27 protein-coding genes, 1 tRNA gene and 1 pseudogene are annotated in these 26126 nt (G+C 61.9%); 10 read left to right on the top strand and 19 right to left on the bottom strand.

The features are described 5' to 3' along the window. Window positions 1-45: 45 nt before the first annotated feature. From QNO18_RS08595 to QNO18_RS08610, 4 genes are all read left to right on the top strand, one after another. On the top strand, window positions 46-1701 hold the full coding sequence (locus tag QNO18_RS08595; RefSeq protein ID WP_283177331.1) for a hypothetical protein: 1656 nt from the start codon (window positions 46-48) through the stop codon (window positions 1699-1701). Then, window positions 1698-3629: a hypothetical protein gene (locus QNO18_RS08600; protein WP_283177332.1), complete on the top strand. Its 1932-nt coding sequence runs from the start codon at window positions 1698-1700 to the stop codon at window positions 3627-3629. The genes QNO18_RS08595 and QNO18_RS08600 overlap by 4 nt, the downstream gene beginning before the upstream one ends. An 848-nt stretch (window positions 3630-4477) precedes the next feature. Continuing rightward, window positions 4478-4768 carry an IS66 family insertion sequence element accessory protein TnpB gene (tnpB, locus tag QNO18_RS08605; protein WP_283177333.1) on the top strand — a complete coding sequence of 97 codons (291 nt, stop codon included), beginning with the start codon at window positions 4478-4480 and terminating at the stop codon, window positions 4766-4768. Window positions 4769-4822: 54 nt separating this feature from the next. After that, window positions 4823-5020, top strand: a complete 198-nt coding sequence (locus QNO18_RS08610) for a hypothetical protein (RefSeq protein WP_283177334.1) — start codon at window positions 4823-4825, stop codon at window positions 5018-5020. A 13-nt stretch (window positions 5021-5033) separates the two neighbouring features. On the opposite strand, the pseudogene QNO18_RS08615 reads toward QNO18_RS08610, so the two are convergent. The 4 genes and pseudogenes from QNO18_RS08615 to QNO18_RS08630 form a co-directional block, all read right to left on the bottom strand. Beyond that, window positions 5034-5246 (bottom strand): annotated as a pseudogene (locus QNO18_RS08615) (IS110 family transposase); the annotation flags it as partial. 519 nt (window positions 5247-5765) lie between these two features. Beyond that, complete coding sequence (locus QNO18_RS08620) at window positions 5766-6482, bottom strand: FkbM family methyltransferase (RefSeq protein ID WP_283177335.1); 717 nt, start codon at window positions 6480-6482, stop codon at window positions 5766-5768. Further along, window positions 6482-7312: a hypothetical protein gene (locus tag QNO18_RS08625; protein WP_283177336.1), complete on the bottom strand. Its 831-nt coding sequence runs from the start codon at window positions 7310-7312 to the stop codon at window positions 6482-6484. The genes QNO18_RS08620 and QNO18_RS08625 overlap by 1 nt, the downstream gene beginning before the upstream one ends. Before the next feature lie 163 nt (window positions 7313-7475). Next, a complete protein-coding gene (locus tag QNO18_RS08630) occupies window positions 7476-9500 on the bottom strand; it encodes a glycosyltransferase family 2 protein (protein ID WP_283177337.1) in 2025 nt (674 codons plus the stop codon). A 211-nt stretch (window positions 9501-9711) separates the two neighbouring features. On the opposite strand from QNO18_RS08630, the gene QNO18_RS08635 reads away from it, so the two are divergent. Genes QNO18_RS08635 through QNO18_RS08645 form a run of 3 tightly spaced genes read left to right on the top strand, consistent with a single transcriptional unit; the run spans window position 9712 to window position 12698 of the window. After that, window positions 9712-10419 carry an FkbM family methyltransferase gene (locus QNO18_RS08635; protein ID WP_283177338.1) on the top strand — a complete coding sequence of 236 codons (708 nt, stop codon included), beginning with the start codon at window positions 9712-9714 and terminating at the stop codon, window positions 10417-10419. Further along, on the top strand, window positions 10420-11193 hold the full coding sequence (locus QNO18_RS08640) for a hypothetical protein (RefSeq protein WP_283177339.1): 774 nt from the start codon (window positions 10420-10422) through the stop codon (window positions 11191-11193). A 14-nt stretch (window positions 11194-11207) separates the two neighbouring features. Then, window positions 11208-12698 (top strand): glycosyltransferase family 61 protein, encoded by a 1491-nt coding sequence (locus QNO18_RS08645; RefSeq protein WP_283177340.1) that lies wholly within the window; start codon window positions 11208-11210, stop codon window positions 12696-12698. Between the two features lie 92 nt (window positions 12699-12790). Here QNO18_RS08645 and QNO18_RS08650 read toward each other — a convergent pair whose 3' ends face one another. The 10 genes from QNO18_RS08650 to QNO18_RS08695 form a co-directional block, all read right to left on the bottom strand. Continuing rightward, window positions 12791-13144: a cupin domain-containing protein gene (locus QNO18_RS08650; protein WP_283177341.1), complete on the bottom strand. Its 354-nt coding sequence runs from the start codon at window positions 13142-13144 to the stop codon at window positions 12791-12793. A gap of 30 nt (window positions 13145-13174) precedes the next feature. Continuing rightward, window positions 13175-14563, bottom strand: a complete 1389-nt coding sequence (locus tag QNO18_RS08655; RefSeq protein ID WP_283177342.1) for an FAD-binding oxidoreductase — start codon at window positions 14561-14563, stop codon at window positions 13175-13177. Window positions 14564-14590: 27 nt separating this feature from the next. Beyond that, entirely contained in the window at window positions 14591-15709 is a 1119-nt protein-coding gene (locus tag QNO18_RS08660) for an ABC transporter ATP-binding protein (RefSeq protein WP_283177343.1), read from the bottom strand. Continuing rightward, the gene (locus QNO18_RS08665) at window positions 15706-16500 is read right to left on the bottom strand and encodes an ABC transporter permease (RefSeq protein ID WP_283177344.1); all 795 of its coding nucleotides are present in this window, start codon (window positions 16498-16500) and stop codon (window positions 15706-15708) included. The genes QNO18_RS08660 and QNO18_RS08665 overlap by 4 nt, the downstream gene beginning before the upstream one ends. After that, complete coding sequence (locus QNO18_RS08670; protein WP_283177345.1) at window positions 16497-17360, bottom strand: ABC transporter permease; 864 nt, start codon at window positions 17358-17360, stop codon at window positions 16497-16499. The genes QNO18_RS08665 and QNO18_RS08670 overlap by 4 nt, the downstream gene beginning before the upstream one ends. A 144-nt stretch (window positions 17361-17504) precedes the next feature. Further along, window positions 17505-18575: an extracellular solute-binding protein gene (locus QNO18_RS08675; protein ID WP_283177346.1), complete on the bottom strand. Its 1071-nt coding sequence runs from the start codon at window positions 18573-18575 to the stop codon at window positions 17505-17507. A gap of 34 nt (window positions 18576-18609) precedes the next feature. Further along, the gene (locus QNO18_RS08680; RefSeq protein WP_283177347.1) at window positions 18610-19275 is read right to left on the bottom strand and encodes an XRE family transcriptional regulator; all 666 of its coding nucleotides are present in this window, start codon (window positions 19273-19275) and stop codon (window positions 18610-18612) included. 209 nt (window positions 19276-19484) lie between these two features. Beyond that, window positions 19485-19664, bottom strand: coding sequence for a DUF6778 family protein (locus QNO18_RS08685; RefSeq protein ID WP_283177348.1), 180 nt, complete (start codon window positions 19662-19664; stop codon window positions 19485-19487). Between the two features lie 103 nt (window positions 19665-19767). Continuing rightward, complete coding sequence (locus QNO18_RS08690; protein ID WP_283177349.1) at window positions 19768-20805, bottom strand: GGDEF domain-containing protein; 1038 nt, start codon at window positions 20803-20805, stop codon at window positions 19768-19770. Further along, window positions 20739-21176 carry a hypothetical protein gene (locus tag QNO18_RS08695; RefSeq protein WP_283177350.1) on the bottom strand — a complete coding sequence of 146 codons (438 nt, stop codon included), beginning with the start codon at window positions 21174-21176 and terminating at the stop codon, window positions 20739-20741. Before QNO18_RS08695 ends, QNO18_RS08690 begins: the two co-directional genes overlap by 67 nt. Before the next feature lie 335 nt (window positions 21177-21511). Here QNO18_RS08695 and QNO18_RS08700 point away from each other — a divergent pair. After that, window positions 21512-21607 (top strand) — tRNA-Sec (locus QNO18_RS08700). Window positions 21608-21777: 170 nt separating this feature from the next. Here QNO18_RS08700 and QNO18_RS08705 read toward each other — a convergent pair. The 3 genes from QNO18_RS08705 to QNO18_RS08715 form a co-directional block, all read right to left on the bottom strand. Beyond that, the gene (locus tag QNO18_RS08705) at window positions 21778-22041 is read right to left on the bottom strand and encodes a helix-turn-helix domain-containing protein (protein ID WP_283177351.1); all 264 of its coding nucleotides are present in this window, start codon (window positions 22039-22041) and stop codon (window positions 21778-21780) included. 158 nt (window positions 22042-22199) lie between these two features. Further along, window positions 22200-22607 carry a hypothetical protein gene (locus tag QNO18_RS08710; RefSeq protein WP_283177352.1) on the bottom strand — a complete coding sequence of 136 codons (408 nt, stop codon included), beginning with the start codon at window positions 22605-22607 and terminating at the stop codon, window positions 22200-22202. After that, entirely contained in the window at window positions 22604-23044 is a 441-nt protein-coding gene (locus QNO18_RS08715) for a helix-turn-helix domain-containing protein (RefSeq protein WP_283177353.1), read from the bottom strand. The genes QNO18_RS08710 and QNO18_RS08715 overlap by 4 nt, the downstream gene beginning before the upstream one ends. Window positions 23045-23506: 462 nt before the next feature. On the opposite strand from QNO18_RS08715, the gene QNO18_RS08720 reads away from it, so the two are divergent. Next, window positions 23507-23683: a hypothetical protein gene (locus tag QNO18_RS08720; RefSeq protein WP_283177354.1), complete on the top strand. Its 177-nt coding sequence runs from the start codon at window positions 23507-23509 to the stop codon at window positions 23681-23683. Between the two features lie 432 nt (window positions 23684-24115). Here the strand turns inward: QNO18_RS08720 and QNO18_RS08725 are convergent, their stop codons facing one another. Together QNO18_RS08725 and QNO18_RS08730 are read right to left on the bottom strand one after the other, a co-directional pair. Next, complete coding sequence (locus QNO18_RS08725; protein WP_283177355.1) at window positions 24116-24640, bottom strand: hypothetical protein; 525 nt, start codon at window positions 24638-24640, stop codon at window positions 24116-24118. Between the two features lie 3 nt (window positions 24641-24643). Then, the gene (locus QNO18_RS08730) at window positions 24644-25162 is read right to left on the bottom strand and encodes a tyrosine-type recombinase/integrase (RefSeq protein WP_283177356.1); all 519 of its coding nucleotides are present in this window, start codon (window positions 25160-25162) and stop codon (window positions 24644-24646) included. 69 nt (window positions 25163-25231) lie between these two features. Here QNO18_RS08730 and QNO18_RS08735 point away from each other — a divergent pair, with 69 nt between their 5' ends. After that, the gene (locus tag QNO18_RS08735) at window positions 25232-25588 is read left to right on the top strand and encodes a hypothetical protein (protein ID WP_283177357.1); all 357 of its coding nucleotides are present in this window, start codon (window positions 25232-25234) and stop codon (window positions 25586-25588) included. Window positions 25589-26126: the final 538 nt, after the last annotated feature.

Raw genomic sequence — 26126 nt, forward strand, 5'->3', positions numbered from 1 at the left:
TAAGCTGACCATAGAGACCCTTGTTCAGAGGGCAGGAGCGCAGTGATGGTAATATGGATCAGAACCGGATCGTTGCGGGCTCTTTTTGCGGGTGGTGTGGCAGTTTGTATCATGATCCCCGGCGGCGGGCTGCGGGCGCAGGATGCCTGCCGGGCGGATGGCAGGGGTTTCGAAAACGACTGCAGGCATTACAATCCAGGCACCGTCGTCAGCCGCCCCGTTCAGCCCAATGTGTCAGACGGACCGGCGCCGGACCTGGGCGAGATCGGGTTTTCAATCTCGATCGACGGTGTGGCGGCAGGAGAGGGCGCGACACGGCGCACGATTGCGGGCGCTCCGGCGCGGCCGCAGGAGTTGCGTGAGATTGACCGGCTGCTGGATATAGCAGGCGTCGATCTGACCTATGACGGGCTGGGCGCGCGGCCACGGCTGGCGGTTGCCACCAGCGACCTGCGCGAGAGCTTTGTCGCCGGTGAGGTGGTGCGTTTCCGGGCATCCTCAAACTACCCGGCCTGGATCGTGAAGACCGAAGTGGTCATCACCGATACGCGCGGACGTACCGTCGCACTGGTGCCGATAGCCGCCAATGGCGAGGCAGGCTGGACCATGCCCGCCGCCAGCACCGATTCAGGCGGGCGCGACACGTATCTTTACTTCCTGCGCGCGACCGACAGCGCCGGGCGGCGTGATGAGACGCGCAGCCTGGTGCTGGCGCGCGCGACCAGCCGGCTGCCGACCGATCTGACCGGGCCGGTGACTGCGGCGGGCGAAGGCGACGACATGACGGCGCGGCGGGGCATTCCGGTGACGGGCGGCGCCATCACCGTCTCGGGCCATTCGCCTGCCGGTCAGCCGGTCAGTGTTCTGGGAGAGGCGGTGCCGGTGGACCCCTCGGGCAGTTTCGTGGTGCAGCGCATCCTGCCGCCCGGCACCCATGCGGTGGCGATCTCGGTCGACGGGCGGGCGATGGACCGTTCGGTCACGATCGAGAAATCGGAATGGTTCGCGACCGGCATCATCGATGTGACGGTGGGGCGCCATGACGGCGAGACCTGGAAGCTGGGCCGCGTCGCCGGTTTTGCCCAGGGGACCCTGGCGAATGGTACGCGGATCACCGCTTCGGTCGACACGCAGGAGGCGGAGCTGCGCGATCTGTTCCGCAACTTTGGCCGCAAGAACCCGGATCAGACGCTGCGCGAAATGAAATCCGAGGATGTGTTCAACACATTCGGCGATGACAGCCGGATGAGCGATCTGGCGCCAAGCTCGGGCAAATTCTTCCTGCGGGCAGAGAAGGACGGCTCCTACCTGCAATGGGGCGATTTCCGGCCGCTGGCCGATCAGAACCTGACCGTGCGCAGCGAGCGCGCGCTTTATGGGATTTCGGGCGAATACCGCTCGCTCGACGTCACCCGGGACGGCGAGGCCAAACTGCGATTTACCGGCTTTGCCGCCCAGGCCGACAGCCTGATGCAGCGCGATGTGATGCGCGCGACCGGCGGCTCGGCCTATTTCCTGTCGCGTCAGGATATTCTTGCCGACAGCGAAAGCATCTGGGTCGAGATCCGCTCGCGCACCACCGGCCTTGTGGTGCAGCGCCGCCGTCTTGCCGAAGGTACTGATTATCGCATCAATCCGGTGCAGGGCGTGGTGATCCTGAACGCGCCGCTTTCGGCGACGACGGGGGCGATGGTCTGGTGACCAATAACCCATTGGGCGATTATGACGTCAATCTGGTGGCGCAATATGAATATGTGCCGGCCACCGGCGATATTGACGGCTATACCGCAGGGGCCCGCGGCGAGACCTGGGTCAGTGACCATCTCCGCCTTGGCGCCACGGTGCTGCGCGAGACGACGGGTCTGGCCGATAACGACCTTGGCGGCATTGATATCCTGATCCGTGACGGTGAGGCGCGCGAGCTCTCGCTGGAATATGCCACCAGCGAAGGGCCGGGCTTTGGCTCAGGCTTCTCGCTGAATGGCGGGCTGGATCTGGAACCCGGCAATCCCAGCTATGGTCTGCCGGGGCTGCGGGCGGATGCCTGGAGGATCGCCGGCCGAACGGATCTTGCCTTCCTGGGGCTTGATGGCGAAGTCGAGGCCTTCTTTGATCGCAAAGAGGCGGGGTTCTCCTCGCCCGATGACAATATCCAGTATGACCAGGAGGCCTGGGGCCTGTCGGGTCGGGTGGCGGTCTCTGTCCGCACCGATTTGACCTTCGGCGGAGAGGGTTTCCGGGATGACAATGGCAAGCGCAAGGAAACAGCCCGGATCGGCTTTGCGCATCGCCTTGATGAACAATGGACGCTTGAGGGGGAAGTCGCGCATGATGATCGCCGCGAGTCCGTCCCCTCATCGACACTTGTGGATTACGGCAAACGCACCGATGCGGCCCTGCGGCTGACCTGGAAGCGCGATGAGGACCTCTCGGTCTGGGGGTTTGGCCAGGTGACGCTGGCGCATGATGCGTCCCGGCGCAGCAATGACCGGATCGGCGCCGGTTTCTCGACCCGGCTGAGCGAGCGTGTGACCCTGCTGGCCGAAGCATCGGATGGCAGTCTCGGCGGGGCAGGGCGGTTGGAATTTGGCTATCGCCCGAATGACACCACCACCACCACCATCGGCTACCGGCTTGATCCGCTGCGCCGTTTTGATGCGAACGACTTTTCCGGGCGCGACAGGGGCAGCCTTGTCTTCGGCACCAGTTCCAGGGTGAATGACCGCTGGTCCTATCTGTCGGAAAGCACCTATAGCGCGCTTGGCACAAGGCCCTCGCTGACCTCGGGCTATGGCGTGACCTATACGCCCTCCGAGCGGTGGAAATATGACGGCACGCTGCAATTCGGCGAGAGCCGCGAAGAGGATGGCACCAGGCTTGAGCGGCGCGGGTTTTCGCTTGGTCTGCGCTACACAGAGGCTGATCTGGTCTCGGCCGGGTTGCGCGGCGAATGGACCAATGAGAACTCCAATCGGCCCAGCAATGCGCTGGATCGCGACACCTGGCTGGTCTCGGGCTTTTACGAGACGAAGGTCTCAGAGGACTGGCGGTTTGTCTCTTCGCTGGATGCAGTGATCTCCGACAGCGACCAGTCCTCGTTCCGCGATGGCCGCTATGTCGAGGCGCGGATCGGCTATGCCTGGCGCCCGGTGGAAAATGACCGGATCAATGCGCTGTTCAGCTATACGTATCTGCATGACCTGCCCGGCGCGGATCAGGTGAATATCGACGGCAATGTCGATGGCCCGCGCCAGAAAAGCCATATCGTGAACGCCGCGATCAGCTGGAAGGCCGACCCGGTCTGGACGCTGGGCGCAAAATACGGCTACCGGATGCGCGAGGCTGCCGATCGTGGTAGCAATGACTTCACGCGCTCCGAGGCGCATCTCGCCGTGCTGCGCGCCGATTACCACATTGTCCATAACTGGGACGTGATGGCCGAGATCCGCGGCCTCTGGGCCCCGGGCACCAACATCACCGAGAAAGCTGCCCTTCTCGGCGTCTACCGCCTTTTCGGCGACAATATCCGCGTCGGAGGCGGCTATCTCTGGGGCACCGTCAGTGACGACCTGCGCAAGATCGAAAGCCCGGATAAGGGCTACTTCCTCAACATCACAACACAGTTCTGAACGCTGATCTGTCGAAGATCGGTGACAACTGAGCAAACCTACAGTTTTGCCCTGTGTCAGCGCCGATCTGTGCCGACTCCTGCCCGCTGAAGCCGCAATCAGCGATGCGGTCCGTGGTGAGATTTGCACGGGAAATGCCATTCTCAGCGCAGTATAGCGGCAGCCTGGTTTGTAGTGCTTTTGGCGGTTCCGATGGACGCCGGCTTGAAAGGGCAAACTGGTTTTGCCTGAAGTTGCGGGAGCGAAGTTCGCTGCAGGTGGCCTTGGCACTGGTCACCAAGGGTCTTCGATCAATCTGACAGTCGGGCCGGTGAAGCCGCGCCGGGATGCCAATCGGTGTTGAATGTGGCCTTCCCCTGGGAGACGCGTAAGCGGTGCGCGGCGCCCTTTGTTTTGGCTTTGTTCTGCTTCTTGCATGCGAGCCGCAAGTGAGCTTGGGGGAGTTTTGCAGTGGTGCAGAAAACTGAGCACCGGATGGAGGTCTGCGGATCGCCTGGCCTGCCTCGGATCCAGGTGATTGATGGGCCGACCGGTCCTGGGCGAATGATCTGAAGGCGCGGATCGTGGCAGAGAGCTTTGGCCCGGCGGGCGGGTATGCGACCCTGCGGCCAGATGCGGCGTGATCGCGCGGCATCTGTCGGGCTGGCGGGCGCTGGCGCGCACGGGGCAGGTCGTTCTGCCCGGGGCGGATACTCCCGCGAACATGCCTGCCTTCGTGCTGCGGGTCGTCGCGGCTCCGGAGCCGCCCGCGCGTTTGCCCATCCCTTGCCCGTGACCTGTCAGCGGATGCGGCCCGGCTCGGGCTGCGGCGCGGGTGGCGGCGCGGGTGGCGGCATTGAGGCCGTGCTGTGATCCTCCCGGAGCAGACGGTGCGGATCATGATTGTGACGAGGCCCGTGGACATCCGCAAAGGCCATGACGCTCTGGCGGCTATCGCGCAGGGCGAGCTCGGCTCTACACCGGGCGCGGGCGTGATGGTGGTGTTCCGTTCGTGCCGTGGTGACAGGATCAAAATCCTGCTCTGGGACTGCAGCGGGGTGCCGCGGCTGTCGCTGGAGCAGTTCGAGGCGTTGCCCGCGGGTCTCGACCGGCGCCTTATCCGGGCGCCGCGCCCTGTTCTGCCCGGCGCCGCAGAATGACCACTTGCCACTGTAAATCATAGAACTCTGCACGGATCTGCAGTCCGAACCGGCATGCCTGATCCCGCGGATTCTCCTGATCTCGAAGCTCTGCTGCCCATGCTGCGCCCGGCCTCTGAGGCCTTGCAGAATCGGGTGTCAGGTCCTGAATCGCTGACCGAGCGGCAGGATCATCTGATCGCCGAACTGCACCATGCGCTCTTCGGCAAGCAGGCCGCGCACCGCTACAGGGATCCCATCAGTCCGGTGTAGATATGTCTTGACTGGCACCATAGCTGCCCGAGCACTCGACCCCGACACGGCCCAGATCGCCGAAGGACCGCATCCACGCCAGCATCAAACGATAGCGATGCCGTGTTGTCGGGAAGCTCTCGGTGCCGGGAACACGGTCTCGGTGGTCGACGACGGCCGCGACATGCAAATCTTTGTGTGTCTCGACGCCACCGATGACATGAGTTTCTTCTGGACAGACTGCCATCCGATTATCCTCTCCTGGATCGCTTATTCGCTCGTTGCGCCGAAGGATGCAGGGACGGGACAGTCATGGGACCGAATGGTCATGCCCTTCTGGAGCCACGTCGCACCTTCGAGGCCAGGCCTCACCGCAGGACGTTCCCGGATGATCGACAGGTCCAGGGAAATACATGTGTCAGATCGATTTGGATCGCTCGGAGTGAGGATCAGAACACATCGGAAAGCCCTGCGGCAGCAATCCAGCGAAGGGTCGATCGGTGTTTGAGTCAAACTATCCCAGAACTGCCATCAAGCGTATGACGGTCAGAAGGATGCAGCAGAGTTACGGCTTTTCCGCGTCGCCCTGCCGTCATCACCAGTTTGCCCATGATCAGTGAGGCACCCCGATCTGCTTTCATCGTCCACCCCACAGCGCGCCGTGAGAAGAGGTGGGCAACGACCGCACCGCAGAGCCTGCCTTCCGCGGCCCGGATGCGGCGGACCTGGGCCGTCCACTTCTGGTTCGCCCGGGTCACGCTGCCGCTCAGATCCAGTCGAGATTAACATGGGTTGGCGGATATGTTTCGGCCACCCGGCGGCGCAGCTCGCGAAATCTCTGGCGCAGCTCGGGGAATTTGCGCTCATGGGTCTCGGCCACGAGGCTTTTGACCCGGGCGAAAAGCCCGTCGCGCTCCATGGCCTCAAGGATTTCCAGCTCTGCACCCTCGATATCGAGCTTGAGGAAGCCGATCTGTCCCTTTTCGCGCAGGAAGGCGGGGAAATCGATCAGCTGCACCTCGACAGAGTTTCCTTCATCAATGCCGCGCCCGCCATCGAGGATGGTGTTTTTCACCGAGGCCCCCACCGGATTGGCGTCGAAATTCCCGGCGCGCATCAGGCGGACGGTGCCGGCGCGGGTGCCGACGGCGGAATTGATCAGCGTGACATTCGTGGTAGCACCGAATTTCTGCTGCAAGGCCGCAAAGCAATCCGGATCGGGTTCAAAGGCGATCACATCGGCGCCGGTGGCGGCAAGCTGCGCCGTCACCACGCCCATATTGGCGCCGCAATCCACCGCCAGATCCCCCGGCCGCAGCATGGCACAGATGCCGGTCAGATAGCCCTCGGCCCAGGCCTTGCGCATATTGCGCTTCTGGCGGCGGATCATCATCTCGGCCCGCTGTTCGGCCTTTGACTTCGGAGCGCTCGCGTCAGTGTCAGGCGCGGCCTCAGGCGGCGCAGCTTTCTTGCGCGCGGCCATTACTCCTCCAGCGCCTTTGCCGGATCGACGCCGATCTCTTCGCACATCCGCGCGGCATAGGAATTCGCCAGCGGCACGTTCTTGCGCCACCAGGGCCTGGTGCCATTGGTATAGAGATGCACCGAGAGCGTCTGATCGGTGAAATGACCCTCGACGCGACCATAGGGGTCGTAAAACACATCATTCAGCTGGAAGGGCACCGGGTAAAGCACATCGGGGCCGAGCGCCTTCTCATAATCGCCGGTCTGCTGGGCGAAATATGTAAAGGCCTGGGGGCCAAAGGCGGTGCGTTCGGCGTTATAGATCCGCACGGCCTGGGGCAGCGCGTGGTCCTGCTTCTCGATGCGCTTTTTCTGCTGTTTGTTGAACCAGGCCGGCGCCTCGGGCAGGTTGTCATAGTAATCCAGCAGCTGGTGGATCAGCTCGCCATCTTTCGGAATATAAACCACGCCGCAATTCAATGCGCCGCGAAAGCCATGGCCGGCATAGATATTCTGCATCTCGTCGGGGAAGGGCTTATGGCAATAGGCGTCGCAGTCGATCCAGACCGCGTCGGTTTTCTGGATCATCTTGTAGCGGAACACGTTCGAGAGGAAACTTTCCGAGGTCTGGGCCACGATGCCCATGTCGATATCCATGATCTCGGTCGCGGGGCGGACCTCGATCCCTTCAGGGACATTCGAGACTTCTTCGGTGCAAAAAAGCGTGGTCGGATGGCCGTGGCGCATATGGCTCAGAAGACAGAGCTGGTTCAGGTAATGCAGGCGCGGGCCAATCCAGAGAGAGGCGACCGGGCGGCGAACCGGGGGGCGGCGTACTGGGGTCGACAAGGGCGGAACCTCAACCTTTATTGTTTCAATTCAGGATACAGTATTGCCGCATCCCCCAACAGAGTCCTGCTCGGATCCCGGCTGGATTATTCCCGATCCTCATCACGCGGCGAGGGTTTTCCTGTGGCGCAATGGTGGCGGGAAGGTGATTTTTCTTCCTGCGCTAGGATGGGGCGCCGCTGGCCGGGTGTCTCGCGATGCGGAACACTGTCAGCCCGGCATCAAAGCCGGGGGCGGCGATGTAGCCGGCCTCCATCACCCTGGCATAATCCTGAAGCCGGTCGCGGCCGGCCTCGATCAGACGGCCATAGAGGAAGATCTGGGCCGGGCTGACGCGGGTGAGAATATCGGCCAGACCCTCGGGCGTGATGCGCGGGTCGGCAAGCAAAAGCGCCTCCGGGAGGGTCCTGGCGATCATCTCAGACAGGGGGCTGTCTTCCATGAGGCACAGCCGCTCCCCCGGGCGGCACCCGTTTTGCGCCCATACCAGATCCAGCACGCGGCGCAGCTCCGGCTCACCCTCGCTCACGCTCAGATGCAGATCGGGGCGCACGGCGGCGAGATGCGCGGCAAGAAAGCCTGCCCCTGCGCCGATCTCGGTCACCCGCGCGTCTTTGGCAAGGATCTGCGGCAGGCGTCTGGCAAGCCCGCGATCGAATTTCCCCTTTGCAATCAGCGCGAGGCCGGGGTTTGAGAAGACGCCAGGATCAAGTGGCAGCACCACGCCATGGTTTGCCACCCAGTCCCCCGCATAACCCGGATTGGCGCGCGGCTGGCTGAGATAGCTGCCCGATGGCAGCGCCTCCATCGCCTCACGCGGCGCGGATCTGCGCTTTTCGCGGGCGGCTTCGTTGCGCGTCTTTTCGATATCGCTCATCAGGGCTGCGATCTTTTCCGGGTCGCGCGCCTGGGGCGGTTTGGCGACGATTTCCTGAATCGGCACCTGGCCCGCACGGGCCAGATCGGAGACCAGCGCGCTATAGGCCTCAGTCCCCCGGATCTCGGCCAGCCGCTGATCGACACGTGCCAGCGCCGCCTCGTGCAGCCGCGCCAGAACCGGGTCTTTCAGCAATTCAAGGATGATCTCATCGCGCCGCGCCGTGTAGCGCAGCATGGTGTCATCCCTGACCTCATTGCGGTCCTGGAGCGACCAGTAATCGGAATTATACTTGTCTTTCTTATTGTTGACATTGCCACGCAGCTTGCGGATCGCGTAAGAGTCGACCGATTTCACTGCATAATGATTGAGCTGCACCCAGTCATAGCCGACCGTCCTGGTGATCGACCGCCAGCCGCGAAACTTGAAATAATCCTCCATCTCGCGGCCCGAGCCGTTCAGCCATTTCACCTCATCGGCGAAACCGGCCTTGATGGCTTTGGTTTTCATCTTGGGGCGGTGGATGCCGAGCTTCCAGTTTTCCGGGTCGAATTTGAAGAGCGTTTTGACCCCCCAGCCCTTGTTCCAGTCCTGCGGCGCGGCCATCAGATATTGTTGCGACACCGGGGCGGTGGACCAGTCGACCACGCCGCCCGAGCCGAAGATGCGCCAGGTCACCACGATCCCGGTGGCGTCCTGGGCTTTGGCGGCGGCGATCAGATCATCCAGCGTGCCATCGCCGTAGCGGATCGAGAGAAACTCATCGGCATCAAACACCATCACCCAGTCGGAGAGACCCACAACCGGCTCCTCCTGCGCATAGTTCAGCGCAGAAGGCTGCGGGCGGATGCCTTCGGGAATGTCATTCCTGCGGTGATGGGCAAGCCCGAGTTCTTCGAGCCGGATCAGCATGTCATCGGTGCCGTCGGAACAGTCATTGGTATAGACGACGAGATCCGAGAAGCCGACGGCAAGGTGATGCGCCACCCATTCGATCACATAGGGCCCCTCATCCTTCATCATTGAGACGGCGGTGACCTGGCCATGCGGACTGGCATGGCGCTTCAGTGCGAAGGGAACGGTCGCGAATATCCCGGACGCGCCCCGGGGCAGGTCCGGACGCGCGTCAGGGTCAGGGTCACGGGTCGCTTTGGCCTTCCGGATCTTCGCCACATGACCTTTGCCCGGCTGTGCTTTGCCCTCTCGTGCACTTGCCGCACTTGTCCCAACAGAAGACTTCGCAATGGCCTTTCCTGCCAAAGCCCCGGCGGCTTTCGCATTCTGACCGGCCCCGGTTTTCGCCTCACCCATTCTTCTTCTCCTGCAGTCGGTCTTTGTTTAGCCTGACATTCCGGGCAGCGATAAGGCGGGAAAGCTGAGAAATTTTGACCTGTCTCACAAACGGACTTTGCCGGATCGCAGAACAATCACCAGGTTTCGTATGGATTGCGCCCAACTGCCGCCATAGTCTTGGCCGTAAGATCGGGCAGAGTGCAGTAACAAGAACACGGGCAGTGAAAGAATGACCGAGGCAACCCTTACCATCGTCGCAACCTGTAATGGTGTCGAAGTGCCGGACGCGCCCATCCTGGGGCCACGTATGATCGAGGCGATGAACAATCACCGTTATGAGCGCCAGGAGATCGAATGTGGTCTCGCTGTGATCCCGAAAGGCGCCCGGATCCTCGAGATGGGGGCGGGGGCAGGGGTTGTCGGCGCGGTACTGGCAAAGAACTGCGCGCCGGTTTCGATCCTGTCCATCGAGGCCAATCCGGGCCTTCTGCCCCATATCAATCGTCTTTACGCGCATAACGGGTTGCAGGATCTGATCTCGGTGCGCCATGCTGTGGTCTTCAGCGCGCCCGATGCGCCCGGGACAGTTACTTTCAATGTGGCGGGGAATTTCCTCGGCTCTTCGCTGACGGAACTGCCGGGCAAAAAGACCCGCGCGGTCGAGGTGCCGGTGCTGCGCTACAGCGATCTGACCAAAGAATACCCCCATGATACGATCATGATGGATATCGAGGGCGGCGAGCTGGATTTCCTGCGCCATGCCGATCTCTCGGGCGTCAATCTGGTGATCCTCGAAATGCATCGCGATGCCTATGGTCGCGAGGGGATGCAGGAAATCCGCAATCTGTTCCTGGACAAGGGCTTCACCCTGAATGAGGAGCAAAGCAAAGTCGGGGTCCATATCTGGTGCCGGCTTATGGGCCCGGACCAGGGTTGAATGAAAATGATGCGGGAAGGCGCGCGCGGACAGATGCCAGGCGATGATGCGGATGACGCTGGCGCCTTTGCCGAAAGTGCCGGGCCGGGGGTCAGGAAGGCGATGCGCGAGCCGATGCCGGCACTATTTCCACGCCCTGACGACGTCACGGATGTCGCGCAGGCCATCGGGCGCGACAGTTTCTTTTTGCATGCGGGCCTGATTGACGCCTGGTTCATCCGGCGTTCGGATGTTCTGCTGGTCACATTCGACAATCTCGGTTCGATCGGCGAATATGAACCGCCTCAACCCTGGCTGCAGGCGCGAGCTGCAAAAGGCGGGTTTTCGATCCTGGGGCTGATCGCAAGCCAGCGGGACTGGTATCGCAACGAGGATACACCGGCGCTGATCCGCGCCTTGCGGGACGCGGGTTTTTTTGCAGGTTTTCGCAGGGTGGTCTTCGCCGGCGCTTCGATGGGGGGCTTTGCCGCGCTCAGCCTTTCCGCGCTAGTGCCGGGCGCGGTGGTGCTGGCCTTCAGCCCTCAGTCGACGCTCGCGCCCGGGCTGGTGCCCTTTGAACGGCGCTATCCTTTTGCCCGCCGGAAATGGGACTGGCAGAGCGCAGGCTGTGACGCCGCGCAGGCGGTGCAGGGCGCGTCTGAGGTCTGGCTGATCTATGATCCTTTTATCCCCGAAGACCGCGCCCATGTGCGTCGCATCGTGGCTGCGGCCCCCCCGGCGTCACCCGCGAGATCCGCCTTGATCACCTCGGCCATCGCGCAATCAGGCAGCTGAAGGCGCTCGGGCTGTTGCAGGATCTGATCGAAGGCCTTGCCAGCGGTACATTGAGCCAGGCTGCATTTGCAAAAGCGTTCCGGGTGCGGCGCGAAAGCCTGGCCTATCAGCGCCTGCTGATCGCGGCAGCCGAGCGGCGTGGCCATCGCCATCTGGCCCTGCAGGCGCTGCGCCGGCTGGCGCAGGATGACAACAGCCGCTTTGCCCGCCGCAACAGTCGTCGCCTGCACCAGGAAATCACAGAAGCGGCCGCCGGGCATCAGGAGGAAGCCGCCCGAAAGGCCGAAATTCCCCGGACGGGGGCCAGGAAAGCGGCCCAGAAACAGCGGGACCCGGCTTCAAGCCCTCTGACCGGCCCCGCTTTCACATGTCAGATCATCGCGAATCCGGGCCTTAAAGCGCCCTTCTCCGGCGAAATCCAGACGCTGGCCGACGCTCTTTTCATGCCTGAACGCGCCAATGATAAGACCCTGGCCTCGGGTGTGCTTTACCGGGATGGCAGCTGGTGTGAATTGTCAAAGGGCTGGATCCGGGCGCTGAAGCCCATCCCGGCGCCGGCGCTCTCGGATCGGGACCAGATCCGGGATCTGCCGGGCACCCATCTTTACGGCGGACATTTTCGTGGCCATTTCGGGCATTTCCTCGTCGAATCGACCGCAAGGCTCTGGGCGCTCGACCACCTGGGGGAACAGCCCGAAAGCATCGTCTATCTGCCCTATCGCGGCGATGTGGCAGCGATTGAAAAGGCGATCAGGGGCCAGGCACCGTTCTTCCGGCTTCTTGGCATCGACCTTCCGGTACGCACCTTTGGCGAGGTGCAGCGGGTGGAGCGGCTGATCGTTCCCGAGCTTGGGTTCGGCTGGCTTGAACGTTATGCCGGCTCGCCCGCTTACCGGGATTTCATGCAAAGCCGCCTGAGTGCTGCGGCACCGGCAGAGGGGGGCGAAAAGCTCTATGTGTCGCGGGCGCGGCTGCCGGCGATCAAGGGCGGCATTCTGGGGGAAAGGGTGATCGAGGAGAATCTGGCCCGCGCGGGCTATGAGATTTTCCACCCCGAACGCCATCCGCTTGAAGTGCAGATCGCGCGCTACAAGGCGGCGGGGGTGATTGTCGCGCTGGATGGATCGGCGCTGCATCTGGCGGCCTATGTCATGCCAAAGGCCGGGCGCGTCGCGATGATCCTGCGCCGGTCCTCGGCCAATACCGCCGATTATGACCTGCAATTCCGCAATTTCGCCGATGTGACGCCGGATGTGATCAATGTGATCGTGAATGACTGGGTCGCGGGAGAGGCGGCGCGTGCCGATTTCCGTTCGGTCGGAGAAGTGGATTTCGCGGCTTTGTTCGACCGGCTGAAGGCGCTCGGCTATCTTCCCGCCGATTTCCGCCCCGAACTGCCCGGCGAGGGCGAAGTCCGCGCCATGCTGGAGCCGTTCCAGGGCCGGCGCGGCGATTCATTCCGTCCGCTGAGGCGCGGTGAAAAACACGGGGATGAAGACGAGTGATGCCATTTCGCAGCATGGCCGGGCTGTGAATAAGGGGGGCGAGTGATCGCCCCCCTATTCTTTCCGGTCAGGGATTGGGTCGCTTTGTCCTGTCAGCCTTCGAAAAAGACAAAGATCTTGCGGGTATGTTCCAGGATCTCCCAGGTGCCTTTCCAGCCCTTCGGCAGCATGATCGCATCCCCCGGCCCGAGCGTCTTTTTCGTGCCGTCGACATGGGTCATGACGATCTTGCCTTCGAGAAAGTAGCAGAATTCGGCGGCAGCTGACCGGTCAGCGGTGAACTGGCCCGGCGTGCATTCCCAAAGCCCGATCTCCAGCACCCCATCAGGTGAGGACCAGAGCGCATGGGCGGCCTCTTGCTGGCCAGGGTTCAGGGTGGTCGGCTTGTCTTTCAGCTGGCCGAGGTCGATCCCTGAAAGGGCTGTGAAAACGGAAAGGTCGATCATGGCTGTCTCCTGCAGGCGCGGCGGCGCGTTTCAGCGGCCGGTCAGTTTATTGGCGAGTGTGGCGAGGGGCGAGCTTTTGGTCCCGCCCGAGCGGGCTTCCTGGCGGTCGGCCAGGTGATACAGCCAGTACATTCCGTGGACACCGAGCCAGCGGAAGGGCTCGATCTCCCATTTTTTCGGACGGCGGTTGACCCAGGGCAGGCTGGTGCGTTCGGTATTACGGTCAAGGACCAGATCCGCGAGCGTCTGGCCCGAGAAATTCGAGGTCGAGACGCCGAGACCGACATAGCCGCCGGCCCAGGCCATGCCGGTATTCGCGTCCATGCCGGCGGTGGTGCACCAGTCACGCGGTACGCCCAGCACACCACACCAGGCGTGGTCGATCGAAAGCCCCTTTGTCTGCGGCAGCATCCGGTAGAGGATCTCGATCAGCGCCTCGACCGTTGCGGGCTGGGTCTGGCCGTTCACATCGGTTTTTGACCCGAACCGGTAGGGTACACCGCGCCCGCCCATGGCGATGCGGTTGTCGGCGGTGCGCTGCGAATAGCAATAGGCGTGGCTGGCATCCGCCAGCAGCTGGAACTTTTCCCAGCCGATTTCATCCCAAAGCGCGTCGGGCAGGGGCTGGGTCACGATCTGCGCCGAATTCAGCGGCAGCCATTCGCGTTCCTGCCCCTTGATTCCATGGGTGAAACCCTCGGTCGCGCGAACCACGCGTTTCGCCTTCACCGTGCCACGACTGGTGACCACGCGGCCCTTTTCGATGCTGGTGACGGCGGTTTGCTCGTAGATTTTGACGCCGCGCCGCTCGACCACTTCTGCCAGTCCGCGCACCAGTTTCGCCGGCTGAATCCGCGCCACATTATGGCGCACCAGCGCGCCTTTCGCATTCGGCACCCGGATGCGCGAGGCGGCCTCGGCGCCGTCTATCAGCTCGAGCCTTGTCGCGGGCACCTGCCACGACATCGCGGTCGCGTAATCTTCCTGCAGCCTCCCCCATTGCGCCGGGGTCTGGGCAAAGGTCAGGCAGTCGGTCATCAGGAAGTCGCAATCGATGCCTTCCTTTTGCGTCACCCGCTCCACCTCGGCCACGGTGCCGCGCAGCTGACGCTCGAAGTCGATCACGCCTTCGCGGGTGCCGGTCGAGAGGTATTTGTTCCGGCTCCAGCTGAATTCGCCCGAGCACCAGCCGCCATTGCGGCCCGAACCGCCAAAGCCCGCGAATTCCTTTTCGACAATCGCGATCCGCAGTGTCGGTTCGATTTCGGTCAGGTAATAGGCGGTCCAGAGCCCGGTATAGCCCGCGCCGACGATGCAGATATCGACGTCGATATTGCCGGGCAGCGGCGCGCGGTAGCCGGGCGTGCCGCCGATATTCTCATACCAGAACGAGACGCCACCGTTTTTCTTCGCTTGCATGTTCATCACCTGTTAGTGGCCCAGGACCTAATGTCCGCCTACCGAGCCGTCATCGGTCAGAAGCCTGCCATCTTCCGGCTTCCAGGCCAGCTCGATCCCGGCCCCGATCCCGAAGGCCTCGCCTTGCGTGGCGGTGCGCGCCACGATGGGCGTGCCGTCCGCGAGGAGAACTTCATATTTCATCGCAGATCCCAGATAGATCGCCTCTCGCACCATGCCCTGGATCACATTGCCGCGCCCGTTGGCCGCGCCCGTGCCGGGGGCCTGGACGGCGACATCTTCAGGGCGCAGGAGAATGACCTGCGCGCGGTCAGATTTCGGGATGCCGGGGGCCGAAATGGGGGTGCCGCCGATGTCCAGCGCGGTTTCCGCGCCATTCACCCGGTGACCGCCGCGCAGGATCGAGCTTTCGCCGATGAACTGGCCAACAAACAGCGTCTGAGGGTCAGAATAGAGCTGATGCCCGGTCCCGACCTGCTCGATCCGGCCTTTGTTAAAGACCGCGATGCGGTCAGACAGCACCAGCGCCTCTTCCTGGTCATGGGTCACATAGACGAAGGTCGATCCGAGCTCGCGATGGATGCGCCGGATTTCCAGCTGCAAGACTTCGCGCAGCTTTTTGTCAAGCGCACCAAGGGGTTCATCCATCAGAAGGACCGAAGGGTCAAAGACCATCGCGCGGGCCAGCGCGACACGCTGCTGCTGGCCGCCGGACAGCTCGGACGGGTAGCGATGCGCGAATTTCTCAAGATGCACCTTGGCCAGCGCGCCTTCAACCAGGCGGTCACGCTCGGCCTTTGCCACGCCGCGCTGACGCAAAGGATAGGCCACATTCTTCGCCACCGTCATATGCGGGAACAGCGCGTAATGCTGGAACACCACCCCGATATTGCGCTTATGGGCGGGGACATTGCTGATCGGGCGCTCGCCCAGCCGGATTTCGCCCCGGCTCAGATCGGTGAACCCGGCGATCAGGTTCAGCGTCGTGGTCTTGCCTGACCCGGACGGCCCGAGAAAGGACATGAACTCGCCCGGCTCGACCCTGAGCGACACATCATCCAGCGCGGTGAAATTGCCGTAGAATTTCGAACAGGCCTGGATGTCGATGGCCGCGCCCTTGCGGCTGCCGGTTTGTGCATTGGTCATGATTTGCGCCCTTTACGGGTTCCGAAGATAAGGCCCAGTCCGATGACGAGCGTGGTGGTCAGGAAGATCAGCGAGCCGACAGCGGCGACGGTCGGATCGGCGTCGCGGGTCATCGACGAAAAGATCTGCACCGGCAGCGTTTTCAGCTGCGGGCTGGTGATGAACAGGGACACGATGACTTCGTCAAACGAGGTGACAAAGGCGAAAAGCGCGCCGGACAGGATGCCGGGCCGGATCAGCGGCAGGGTCACGGTGAAAAACGTGGTCAGCCGGTTGGCGCCAAGGCTCGCGGCGGCGGTTTCCAGCCGCTGGTCAAAGACGGAAAGATTCGCGCCGACCGCGATCACCACGAAGGGGATCGCCAGCAGCGTATGCGCCAGCACATAGCCGGTCCAAGTCCCGACGAGGCCCTGTGTCAGGTAGACCGCGTAAACGCCCACTGCCAGAACGACGCCCGGCACCACCATCGGCGTGATCAGCAGCATCCGGATCAGACCGGCGGCGCGGGATTTCATCCGCTCGATCCCGATGGCGGCCATGGTGCCGATCACGGTCGCCACAACCGAGACCATCACCGCAACCTTCAGCGAGGTGGTGAAACTGTTGAACCATTGCGGATTGGTGAAGAAATTCTCGTACCATTTCAGCGAGAATCCGCTGGGCGGGAAGGCCAGCGATTTCTTATCGGCGAAAGACATCGGCACCACGACAATGGTGGGCGCGAGCAGCCAGAGTGCAATCAGCGCCACCGTCAGCCCGAGGATCAGCTTGCCAGGATTGAAGTGTTTCACCGGCTGCCTCCGCTCATCTTGTATTTCTGCCGCATGAAGGGGGCGGCGAGTGCAAGGAAGCCGAAGGTTGCGATCAGAAGCACAACCCCCATCGCGCCACCACGGCCCCAGTTCAGCAGCGACAGCACCTGTTGCTGCACCAGCGTCGAGAGCATCGAACTTTGCGTGCCGCCAAGCAGCATCGGCGTGATGTAGAAGCCAAGCGCAAGGATGAAGACGATGGTGGCGCCGGCGAAGACACCTGGCAGCGAAAGCGGCAGATAGACCTGGAAGAAGGTCTTGACCGGATGGGCGCCCAGGCTTTTTGCCGCCTGGATCAGCCGCAGGTCGATGCCGCGCATCACAGCATAGAGCGGCATGATCATGAAGGGCAGCAGGATCTGGGTCATGCCGATGGTGACGCCCAGCTGGGTGCGGATCAGCTTGACCTTGTCAAACCCGAGCGCAAGCAGCGTCTTGTTGATGACACCGCTGTCTTGCAGCAAGATCACCCAGGCCAGCGTGCGCACCACGCCCGAAACCCAGAACGGCACCAGCACGCACATGATCAGAAAGAGCCGCAGGCGCGGGCCCACGACCGACATCGCATAGGCATAGGGATAGGCCACGATCACGCAAACCAGCGTGACCACGGCGGCGATTCGGAAGGTCCGGATCAGCACGGTCATGTTCACCGGCGTGTTGAAAAACCAGTAGTAATTGTCGAGAAACGCATCGCCTTCGGTAAAGCTGCGGCTGATCACGGTGCCAAGCGGCACCGCCATGACAAGGATCAGGATCGCCAGCGCAGGCAGTGTCAGCAGAGCAGGGTGCGACAGGAACTTTCGGGGCGAGAGGAAGCTGGTTTCTGGCTCTGACATGGATCCTCCGACGGGCTGCCGTGATGTCTCGGGGGGGGCGGCTGCCGCGTCAGCGCGCGGGGGCCGGAAGGGAGCTGCGGCGACCCTGGCAGGGGGCGCCGCAGCATGACCGCGCAGGCTCAGGCGCGCGGGGTTCGGTGAGGCTTAGTTGCCTGCGATGAATTCAGCCCATTTTTCGCTGAGAACATCATAGTTATCGACCCAGTATTGCACATTCTGATTATAGGCCATCGCCTGTTTTTCGGGCGTATTGGTCATGAAAGAAGCGGTCAGCTCATCGACCTGCGGCTTCGAGTCGATATTGATCGGCGAGTACGAGGTCTCTTCGGCCATTTTGCTTTGGGCGTCGGCGCCGAGATAGGCATTGATCAGAGCATGGGCGGCGTCGACATCCTTGACGCCGACCGGGATGGTGATCTGATCCTTCACGACAACCCAGTCCTGCCAGACCGGCTGATAATTCGCGCCATTTTCCAGCGCGGCCTTGCCCCGGCCGGACCAGACCATGACCATATCAACCTCTCCCGATTCCATCATCTGCGCGCTTTCCGCGCCGGTGGTCCACAAAACGAGGCTGTCGCGCATCGATCGCCATTTGTTCAGGCCACGGTCGATATCTGCCGGGAAAAGATCAGCTTTTGCCACGCCGTCATTCAAAAGCGCGAGCTCGATCATATAGCCTTCGGCATCGGAATAGCCGGGAATGCCACGGGTGCCGGGGAATTTCTCGGTATCAAAGAAATCCGCCCAGGAGGCCGGGCCGTTCTCGGGCCATTTGTCTTTGTTGTAGAGGAACATGATCGCATAGTTCATCGCGGGAACTGAGCACTCCCCGACCTGGCCTTCCGGCACTTTCGAAATGTCGAGCTTCGAGAAATCGAGCTTCTGGAACAGGGTGCCACAATGGACAAAGGGGGTGTAGTCGCCGGTATCGACCACATCCCACATCACATTGCCGGATTCGACCTGGGCCTGGATCTTGGCGTTTTCGGTGGGGCCGTCCGACAGGAGCGTGACCCCGGATTGCGCCACGAACTGTTCAAGGGCCGCGATCTGGCCGTCCTGGAAAGTGCCACCATATGACACGAAGGTCAGCGTCTTGCCGGCAAGCGAGCCTTCGGCGGTTTCGCCTGCGACGGGGGTATCAGCCTGCGCCTGGAGGGAAAGGCTAAGGCCGAGGATCAGCGACAGGCCGGTGAGGTTTTTCAGCTTCATTGCGGTTGCTCCCTGAGTGTAAGGTTCTGTTTCTTCAGTTTTTTACGTGGGTCCGGTCTTCGCCGGATCTTTCGCTGAGGCCAGCGCGGAACGTATCGAGATAGCCGGTGGTCGAGGTGGGCGGTGAGGTCACGAAGAGGACCGAGGCCGGCCCCTTGCCCGTATTTGCGACCCGGTGGGGGATCGAGCTCTGGAATTCGATGCTGTCGCCCTCGTCGAGCTGGTAGCTCTGCGGGCCGAGGTCGATCTGCACCTTGCCGGCCAGAACGAGGATCATTTCATGTGAATCGCCGTGGCTATAGGCCTCGTCGCCGGTCGAGCCGCCCGGCTCGAACTCGGAGACATAGGCCTCGAACTGCGTCAGGGGCCGGCGCGAGAGCAGCATCTTCCGATGCCCGCTCATCTCGGGCAGGGTGGGGCGGTCCTTGCGGCGCAAGACCGGGTTTTGTGCGCTGTCGGTGAAGGCGAAAAGCTCGGAGATCGAACAGCCGAAAGCATTGGCGATGCGGATCAGCGTTGAGGTGCTGGCACCGGTCAAGCCGCGTTCAAGCTGGCTGAGAAAACTGGCCGAAGTCCCGGTTGCATCGGCGAGCTGGCGAAGCGAGAGGCCGCTGGCCTTGCGCAACCGCCGCAGCCGCTCTGCCAGCAGCCGCTGCTGGTCCGAGGTTTCTGCCGTGATTGTATCGCTGAGCTGTGACACCAGAATCTCCGCCCAAATGCCCGGGCCGGGGCGTGGATTAGCGGTTCGGGGTGGTCCACTGCACAAGTGTTAAGTGATACTTTATTTGTGGGCAATGATTCTGAACGCGCGGTGAAAAGAACTCATCAGACCGGTGGGCCTGACATGTTGGCTGCAATGAAAAACGCCGCCTGTCGCAGGAACAGGCGGCGTTTGGAGGGGAGGGGCGATCAGCGGCAAAGATGCCCCAATCTGTTCCTGGGGTCTTCGCCAAACCTGCCCAGCCAGTTGTGGAACACCATCCCGAGATGTTTGGTAATCCTGACCTTTTGGGTAAAGCCACGGGCATCGGCACCGGCCGCGTCCTGACCGACCAGAGCGGCAATATCGGCTTTGATCGGGAGGCTCACGGTCAGCTCCGCTCAGCTTTCGTCATGGGGCGCCCTGGAGAAGGGCAGCGCTCCGGTAAGGAATAAGGGTCTTTAAGCGGGGGTCGGCGGTGCTATTTTCCGGCTACCCCGACTGTGACCACCCGGTTACGTCCCCATGTTTTGCCTGATAGAGCGCATGATCCGCCTGCTGCATCAGGGCATCCGGAGAGGTTGCGCCGTCAGGCCGCGCGACGGCCAGGCCGATGCTGGTGGTGACTGCAATCAGGATCGGCACGTCGCCAACCCGCACGGGTTGTTCGGAGACCACAGTCAGCAGGCGCTCGGCCACTGATTGCGCCTGCTCAAGCGTGACACCATTGATCATGACCACGAATTCCTCGCCACCCACCCGTGCAAACAGATCAGCCGGGCGCAGCATCCGGACAACCCGCCGCGCGGTCTCGCGCAGGACCTCGTCACCGGCTGCATGGCCCCAGGTGTCATTGACGGATTTAAAATGATCGAGATCTATCATCATCATCGCGGTGCTGCGATCCGCTGCGGCAAGCCGCCTCGAGGCCTGTTCGTGGAAGGCAGCCCGATTGGTCACGCCGGTCAGTGCATCATGACTGGCCAGATAGCGCAGCCGCTCGGTCAGTTCGTTACGGCTGCGCATCACGATGGCGAGGGTGATCGGCACCAGCGCAATCGCCGAGGCGCCAAGGCGGAACGAAGACAGCGCGGCCTTGTCGGGGAAGCCGTCGAGATAGGGAACCAACCCGCTGGCGATCACCCCAAGTGCCATGACCCCGAAGACCAGCGTCAGCACAGCGGTTGCAAAGACAGACCAGGTCAGTCCGCACCAGAGGAGCGCGAGGACAGGGAAGGCCACGGCACCGGGGCCACCGATCAACAGTGAGGCGATGAAAGTCAGCACGACCATCATGGCGGGAACAAGGTCGCTTCTGTCTATGAGATCAAGCCGGTACCAGTATTTCCTGATCTGCGCCAGGGGAGGAGCCGAGAGGATCACAGGGAGAAAGGCGATGAAGGTGACGAACTCACCCGCCGTCCAGTAGACAATCCCGCTGAGCGCATCGCCGCCCCAGTACTTTATGCCGGCGATCCCCCCAGCAGTCCTGAGGCAAATCCGCCTGCAAGCGAGGCCAGTACGATCCACAGCATTGAAACCGGCTGTCGCAACTCGCTGATCTCGGCAGGCAGGCGGGTCAGTATGGCATAGGCGGTCGAGATACTGATGATATTGGCGATATTGAGGATCAGAGCTTTTTCGAGACCCGCTCCGGTCAGCAGATCGCCGATCATGAACCCGGCGAAGCCCGCCAGCCAGCCGGGCGCCTGCGCCATGACCGGATTGCGCAGCATCAGTCCAAGCATGATCGCATTGGCCGGCCAGATACTGGCGAGAAAGCCGACCGGGCGACTGTAGATCCCGAAAAGGGTTGCCAGGAAGATTGTGGCAAACAGCACCCCGGCAGCCCGCCAGGCTTCAGGTACGGCCGCATCCCGGAGTTCCATATCTGCGTTCATCCGTAACCCCTTGCATTCCTCTGCCTGTCTGTCTGCCGGCCGGCTTTTGCCTGTCCCCGACTTCCGACCTCTGTTTTTGCAGATGTCCTGTCGGATCCAGGCCGCTTCCTGTTGTCAGACGGGGAGCATCCTCTGCACCACCAGACTGATCCGCGTCACAGAAGGACGGCTCGGGCCGATATCCCGACAATCTGCATATGCTTTCGAAAAAAAGTGTTAACGCGGATCAGGTCAGGCGATGAAATGTCACGGCCACAGCGACAGCCACGGGCGCTCCCGCCCGGAGGCTCCGTGCTTGCGTCGCCGGGGCCGCGTCACTAGTTTTGATCCGTGAGGGAAGGGAATCGTCTCCGGTGGGGCGGTCGGTCTTCAAAACCGGTTGGGGCAGCGAGACTGTCCCGGGTGGGTTCGACTCCCACTCCCCTCCGCCAATCGTTCAGTTTAAGTATTTTATTTTGCTTAGTTATTTCAGATTAGGCGAGCTTATTCCGGCGTTCATTCCCCCACTTGGCTACGGAACATTGCGGTATAAGCCGGAACGGCATCACTCGTTTGTGATCGCCGCGCCCCCAAAGACGTAGGAGCTAGGGCAGTGGGGAAGTCACCGCAGAACGCTGTAGACGTGGCTGGTGCTGCGGTTGAGATATCGTCCGAGCTCGCGGAAGCTCGCGCCGCCGTCCCGTAGTTCGGCCGTCTGCAAGCGCTCTTTCGCGGTGAGCAGGCGCCCGCGCCGGACAGCCCCAACTGATGCCCAGGGACCGGTGTCTGCTGCGATCACCCCGGGCGGGATGATCTGGACGGGGCAGCGCACCGGGACGCCATAGCGGGCGGCGACCTCGGCCTGGACCTTGTCGGAATAGCTCATGGGCTGGCCTCCACATTTTTGGCGCCGTGAAGCATGTCGATCCCGGCATTGAGCCGGATCAGCGCGGCCTCACACCCTGAGGACCAAGGCCTTCCGGTCGTCGTCGGGCTGGTGGCGGGTGGTCATTACGAGTAGCTGAACCAGATCGCGCACGCCGGTCAGTTCATCGAGAGCGTCGAGGGTTTTGCGCATTCGTCTCCCCCCACCAGCGCGCGGGCCTCGGCCCAGAACGGCGACGTATCGTAGTTCAGGCAAGTGAAATCGCCATGGCAGTGCGCGACCAGCGTCTTCGCCGTCATGTCCTGTGCGGTGGTGGGCGGGATCGCCGTTATAGCATCCTCAACCCGATCCCACTCCCGGAAGAAAAGCCGCTCGACTGCGTCGTCTTCGCCCTCGCCGGAAATCTCGTCGTGAACATATGCCCGAGCGGCATCATTTATGTCCACGTACCTGCGATGCAGGGCCATGATCGGCGTTTCGGACAGGTGCAGGGTGCAGGCGCCAACCGGGATCGTGCAGCCCAGCACCGCGGCAGGAGCGAGCGAAAGAATGTCGCGCCGCTTCATGCCTCACCCCTCCTGCGCCGCTCATTGATAACCGCGCTTCGGATGGTGCTGTGATCCCGGCCAAGAGCCATGCCGATCCTGGGATAGCTCATGCCGTGGCGGCGGGGGGTGAAGCAGACCAGGGCGCGCAGCCTGAAGTCCTTCTGCTTCCGACCAGGCCCGAAGATCACCGCAGGCTTCACTCCGGCCTCTTTCGCCACCTGGCGGGCAATCTCGCGCACAGTCACGCGCTCCATGCGGAGCGATGCTTTGTCACCCTCGGTTTTCATGCCGACACCCCCGTTTTGATCAGGCGCTGGGCGTGGCGCAGATAGCTGACGGCCTCGGGGGGGCGGATGCGGCGCGGTGATCGCGTCCAGCGCAAGGGCAACATCGTCGTGCAACTGGTCACGGCGAACGGGTGGCAGTTGGAACTGCCCCATATCGTGCTTGGTCATGGTTCTTCTCTCGGTTCAAGCCTGTCACAGCCTTCACCAGTGTCGGACTGGCGGCCGGGGGGTGACAGGTCGTCGAGAGACGACTGGATCGCTTTTATGGGTTTCCCCACTGGACAGCACGATCCACCCCGGCCATAATGGTCAGGTTGGAAACGTGCCGCTAAGCGCGTCCGGTACACCCCGCCAATGGTGTTTTCTCAGCCTCTCCCACGTCGCCAAACGTGGAAACGTCTCTCGCCAAAGAGACAAGGATGCGGCCTATCTCGATCAGGGCTGTCACACCCACTGGCCACATTGCATCCGAGCCAAACGAAAATCAAGCACAACCCTTCGGGTTTCGGCTTGCGTTTTGGTTGACGCCCGCGCCGGAGCTGACGCACTGTCTCCGCCATTGTGGAGGATCATATACGCGCAGCCATTTTCGGCGTTCTCATTTCAGCACTCCCCGCAGCAGCGGAAGAGATGAGCGGCGCAGACCGCATGAAGACCAAAGAGTGCCGTCATGCTTCTTTTGATCTAAGCGAGGCCAACCGAGACATCGAGAGGTGGGACAAAGGGGATCGTCAGTGGGCGTATGACCAGTGGGGCAGTATGGCCGAAAAGCTCGTGACCAATCGTCGCTTCATGGCGCAGGTCTAAGACGCCATGGTTGCTGACTGCATTATGGGCCGAGATCCGAACGGCGACTGAATACGCCATTCGTACCGACCCCTTGGCGGAGATCTCCGCTCTGGCCGACCGCCGAAACGAAAAGAGCCGCCCACTGCATCCGGGGCGGCTTGGCCGGCGTCGATAACCTCTTTGACTATGCTGAGGAAAGGCGCGAGGCGGCGGAGGCATGGGCGCGGTTCGTCGACGAGTTGGTCGAGGGTCGGTCCGGGAAATCCAGAAATGTAGTTCAGCTCAGGGGTTAAGAAATCCCAAAAGGTTTTGGATTTTCCCAGAGCAAGAAAGCTTGCTTAGGGCCAGGACCCACTGAGTATCACCTCGCGGCGAGATTGCAGTTCCGCGAGGAGACTGGCCGATGAGCAACCCTTTTTGGCTGATGGATGTTCTCCTTGAAAGTCGGCTTCATGCCTGGAGCGCGTGAGCGCTACTAAGCTGTTGCGCGAGTAGGCTCTTCGTCTGGGCAGTCTCTGGCAGGATCTGCGCCAGCAACAGGATCAGATCGAGGCCAATCTGCTCCTGTGCTACAAGCGTGTCGGTGAAGTGACGCGAGGCGTCCGAAATGCCAGCGAAGGTGCGGGCGATGTTTTCGAGATGCTTCTCGCGGCCCTGCCGCCGCTCCAGATCGGCCCGAAGCGCGCGGGCGGTGTCGCGACCAAAGAACCCTTCGGCACACTTGTTTCCGCACAGAGCAATGCTGCCATCCTCCAGCCCGACCGTGAAGCCGCGATTATGCCGCTGATGGGTGTCGCAGAAAGCGCAATGCACCTGATCCGCGACATTGTAGCTGTTCAGATAGGTGACGGGCTTCGTACCCTTTGCCACCACCGGCACAAGGCCATCCTGTCCGGCAGGATCGGCAATGAAGAGCTTGCCCGATTTCCGGCTGAAATCCCTGGCATCGAACCCGACATGAATGGTCACGGTCATGGGTCATCCCCTTCTCGTGTGAATGTGAGAGGCCGGGACGCGCACCTTGCGCACGGTGCCCAGCATTGAAAGCTCGCCCTCGGCCTCACGCAGCAAGGCGATAGCCCGCTTCGATAAGGGCACCCGATGGGGCCGCTTCATCTTCATCCGATCCGCAGGCACATTCCAGGCGCGCGTCTCGAAGTCAATCTCCTGCCATCGGGCGCCTCTGGCCTCAAGCGACCGGGCGCAGGTCAGGATCAGAAACTCCAGGCACAGCCGAGTTGAAAGCCCGGCCTTGGACTGGTGGACTGTTGCCAACAGTCCAGCGACTTCATTGTAGGGCAGGGCGCGCCGGCGCTGCCGGGGCTCACTCTGCTTCGGCAGGGCATCGGTCAAGCCAATTGCCGGATTGTCTTTGCGCCACCCCCTCGCGATGGCCGATTTCATCACCTTGCTGATCCTCTGGCGGATCCGTGGCGCAGTTTCGGCCTTGGCTACCCAGATCGGGCACAGGATCTCCAAGACGTCCGAACTGGTCACTTCGGAAACCTTCGTGCGCCCGATGCTCGGAAAGACCTAGGTTTCCAGTGTGCTGAGGAACTGATCGGAGTGCTTCTTGTTTTTCTAGCTGGGGGCAAGCATCTCGTGGATGCTACGGGCCTCATCTTCGAAGGTGACGATCTCCTGGCGGGCGCGCCGGTTCTGGAGCGGATTGCCGCCGGATCGCGCCAGCTTGCGATTTTCATACGCGGCAATTCTGGCCTCGGCGAGGGTGACGAAATCGACGCTGCTCATTCCGAGCTCGCATCGCTTGCCGTTGATGACTATCCTTTGGATCCAGAATTTGGCACCGGTCGGATCGACGCGAAGGAACAGGCCGTGTCCGTCGAAGTACTTTGCGGGCTTGGTGACGGTCTGGACGTGCTTGGCTGTGAGGCTTTTCGCAGGTCTTCGCAAAACAGATAACCTAACCTTTCATTCCGGCATTGCTTCCCCCACTTGGTGCGGGCTTGCCGTGAACGTTAGCGGAGCATCTTGGAATATGGCAAGGCGATTTAGCTCAATAAAACAAGGCGTAAAAGTCGCTGACGGAATATGACGGAAATGGCGGAGGCAGACGCTCCCCTCCGCCAGATATTTTGCGTAATATTTGATTTATATCAAAATAATTCTCGAATCTCTTGCATTTCAGACGTTTTTTCCCACGATTGAACAAGGCACAATCAAGACCTCAGTGGAACGTCTCGGCGTCATGGATGGCATCCATGACACTGCGCGACATCCCTGTGTTCAGAAGCCGGTCGCGGTTTCTGGTGAAGACGGCCAGTCCCAGACAGGGTGATCAGCCCCGAGGCCCAGGAAACGTCGAAACAGAGAAGTGCCGTGCATTTGCTCAAACAACTGCCGCCCGGATCCGATTGGGAACAGGGTCCGGAACAGGCAGGACGGGATCAGCCGCGCCTTCGCCATCGAAGGGCGGTGTAAGCGGCGTTGAAATCTTCAT

Source organism: Gemmobacter sp. 24YEA27 (genome assembly GCF_030052995.1).
Lineage (GTDB): Bacteria > Pseudomonadota > Alphaproteobacteria > Rhodobacterales > Rhodobacteraceae > Pseudogemmobacter.

Bases quoted from the DNA above. Each gene is read 5' to 3' on its own strand.
- QNO18_RS08595 (WP_283177331.1), top strand. From the start codon at position 46: ATGGTAATATGGATCAGAACCGGATCGTTGCGGGCTCTTTTTGCGGGT.
- QNO18_RS08610 (WP_283177334.1), top strand. From the start codon at position 4,823: ATGCCTGATCCCGCGGATTCTCCTGATCTCGAAGCTCTGCTGCCCATG.
- QNO18_RS08620 (WP_283177335.1), bottom strand. From the start codon at position 6,482: ATGGCCGCGCGCAAGAAAGCTGCGCCGCCTGAGGCCGCGCCTGACACT.
- QNO18_RS08630 (WP_283177337.1), bottom strand. From the start codon at position 9,500: ATGGGTGAGGCGAAAACCGGGGCCGGTCAGAATGCGAAAGCCGCCGGG.
- QNO18_RS08635 (WP_283177338.1), top strand. From the start codon at position 9,712: ATGACCGAGGCAACCCTTACCATCGTCGCAACCTGTAATGGTGTCGAA.
- QNO18_RS08640 (WP_283177339.1), top strand. From the start codon at position 10,420: ATGAAAATGATGCGGGAAGGCGCGCGCGGACAGATGCCAGGCGATGAT.
- QNO18_RS08650 (WP_283177341.1), bottom strand. From the start codon at position 13,144: ATGATCGACCTTTCCGTTTTCACAGCCCTTTCAGGGATCGACCTCGGC.
- QNO18_RS08655 (WP_283177342.1), bottom strand. From the start codon at position 14,563: ATGCAAGCGAAGAAAAACGGTGGCGTCTCGTTCTGGTATGAGAATATC.
- QNO18_RS08660 (WP_283177343.1), bottom strand. From the start codon at position 15,709: ATGACCAATGCACAAACCGGCAGCCGCAAGGGCGCGGCCATCGACATC.
- QNO18_RS08670 (WP_283177345.1), bottom strand. From the start codon at position 17,360: ATGTCAGAGCCAGAAACCAGCTTCCTCTCGCCCCGAAAGTTCCTGTCG.
- QNO18_RS08675 (WP_283177346.1), bottom strand. From the start codon at position 18,575: ATGAAGCTGAAAAACCTCACCGGCCTGTCGCTGATCCTCGGCCTTAGC.
- QNO18_RS08695 (WP_283177350.1), bottom strand. From the start codon at position 21,176: ATGAACGCAGATATGGAACTCCGGGATGCGGCCGTACCTGAAGCCTGG.
- QNO18_RS08705 (WP_283177351.1), bottom strand. From the start codon at position 22,041: ATGAGCTATTCCGACAAGGTCCAGGCCGAGGTCGCCGCCCGCTATGGC.
- QNO18_RS08710 (WP_283177352.1), bottom strand. From the start codon at position 22,607: ATGAAGCGGCGCGACATTCTTTCGCTCGCTCCTGCCGCGGTGCTGGGC.
- QNO18_RS08715 (WP_283177353.1), bottom strand. From the start codon at position 23,044: ATGACCAAGCACGATATGGGGCAGTTCCAACTGCCACCCGTTCGCCGT.
- QNO18_RS08720 (WP_283177354.1), top strand. From the start codon at position 23,507: ATGAGCGGCGCAGACCGCATGAAGACCAAAGAGTGCCGTCATGCTTCT.
- QNO18_RS08725 (WP_283177355.1), bottom strand. From the start codon at position 24,640: ATGACCGTGACCATTCATGTCGGGTTCGATGCCAGGGATTTCAGCCGG.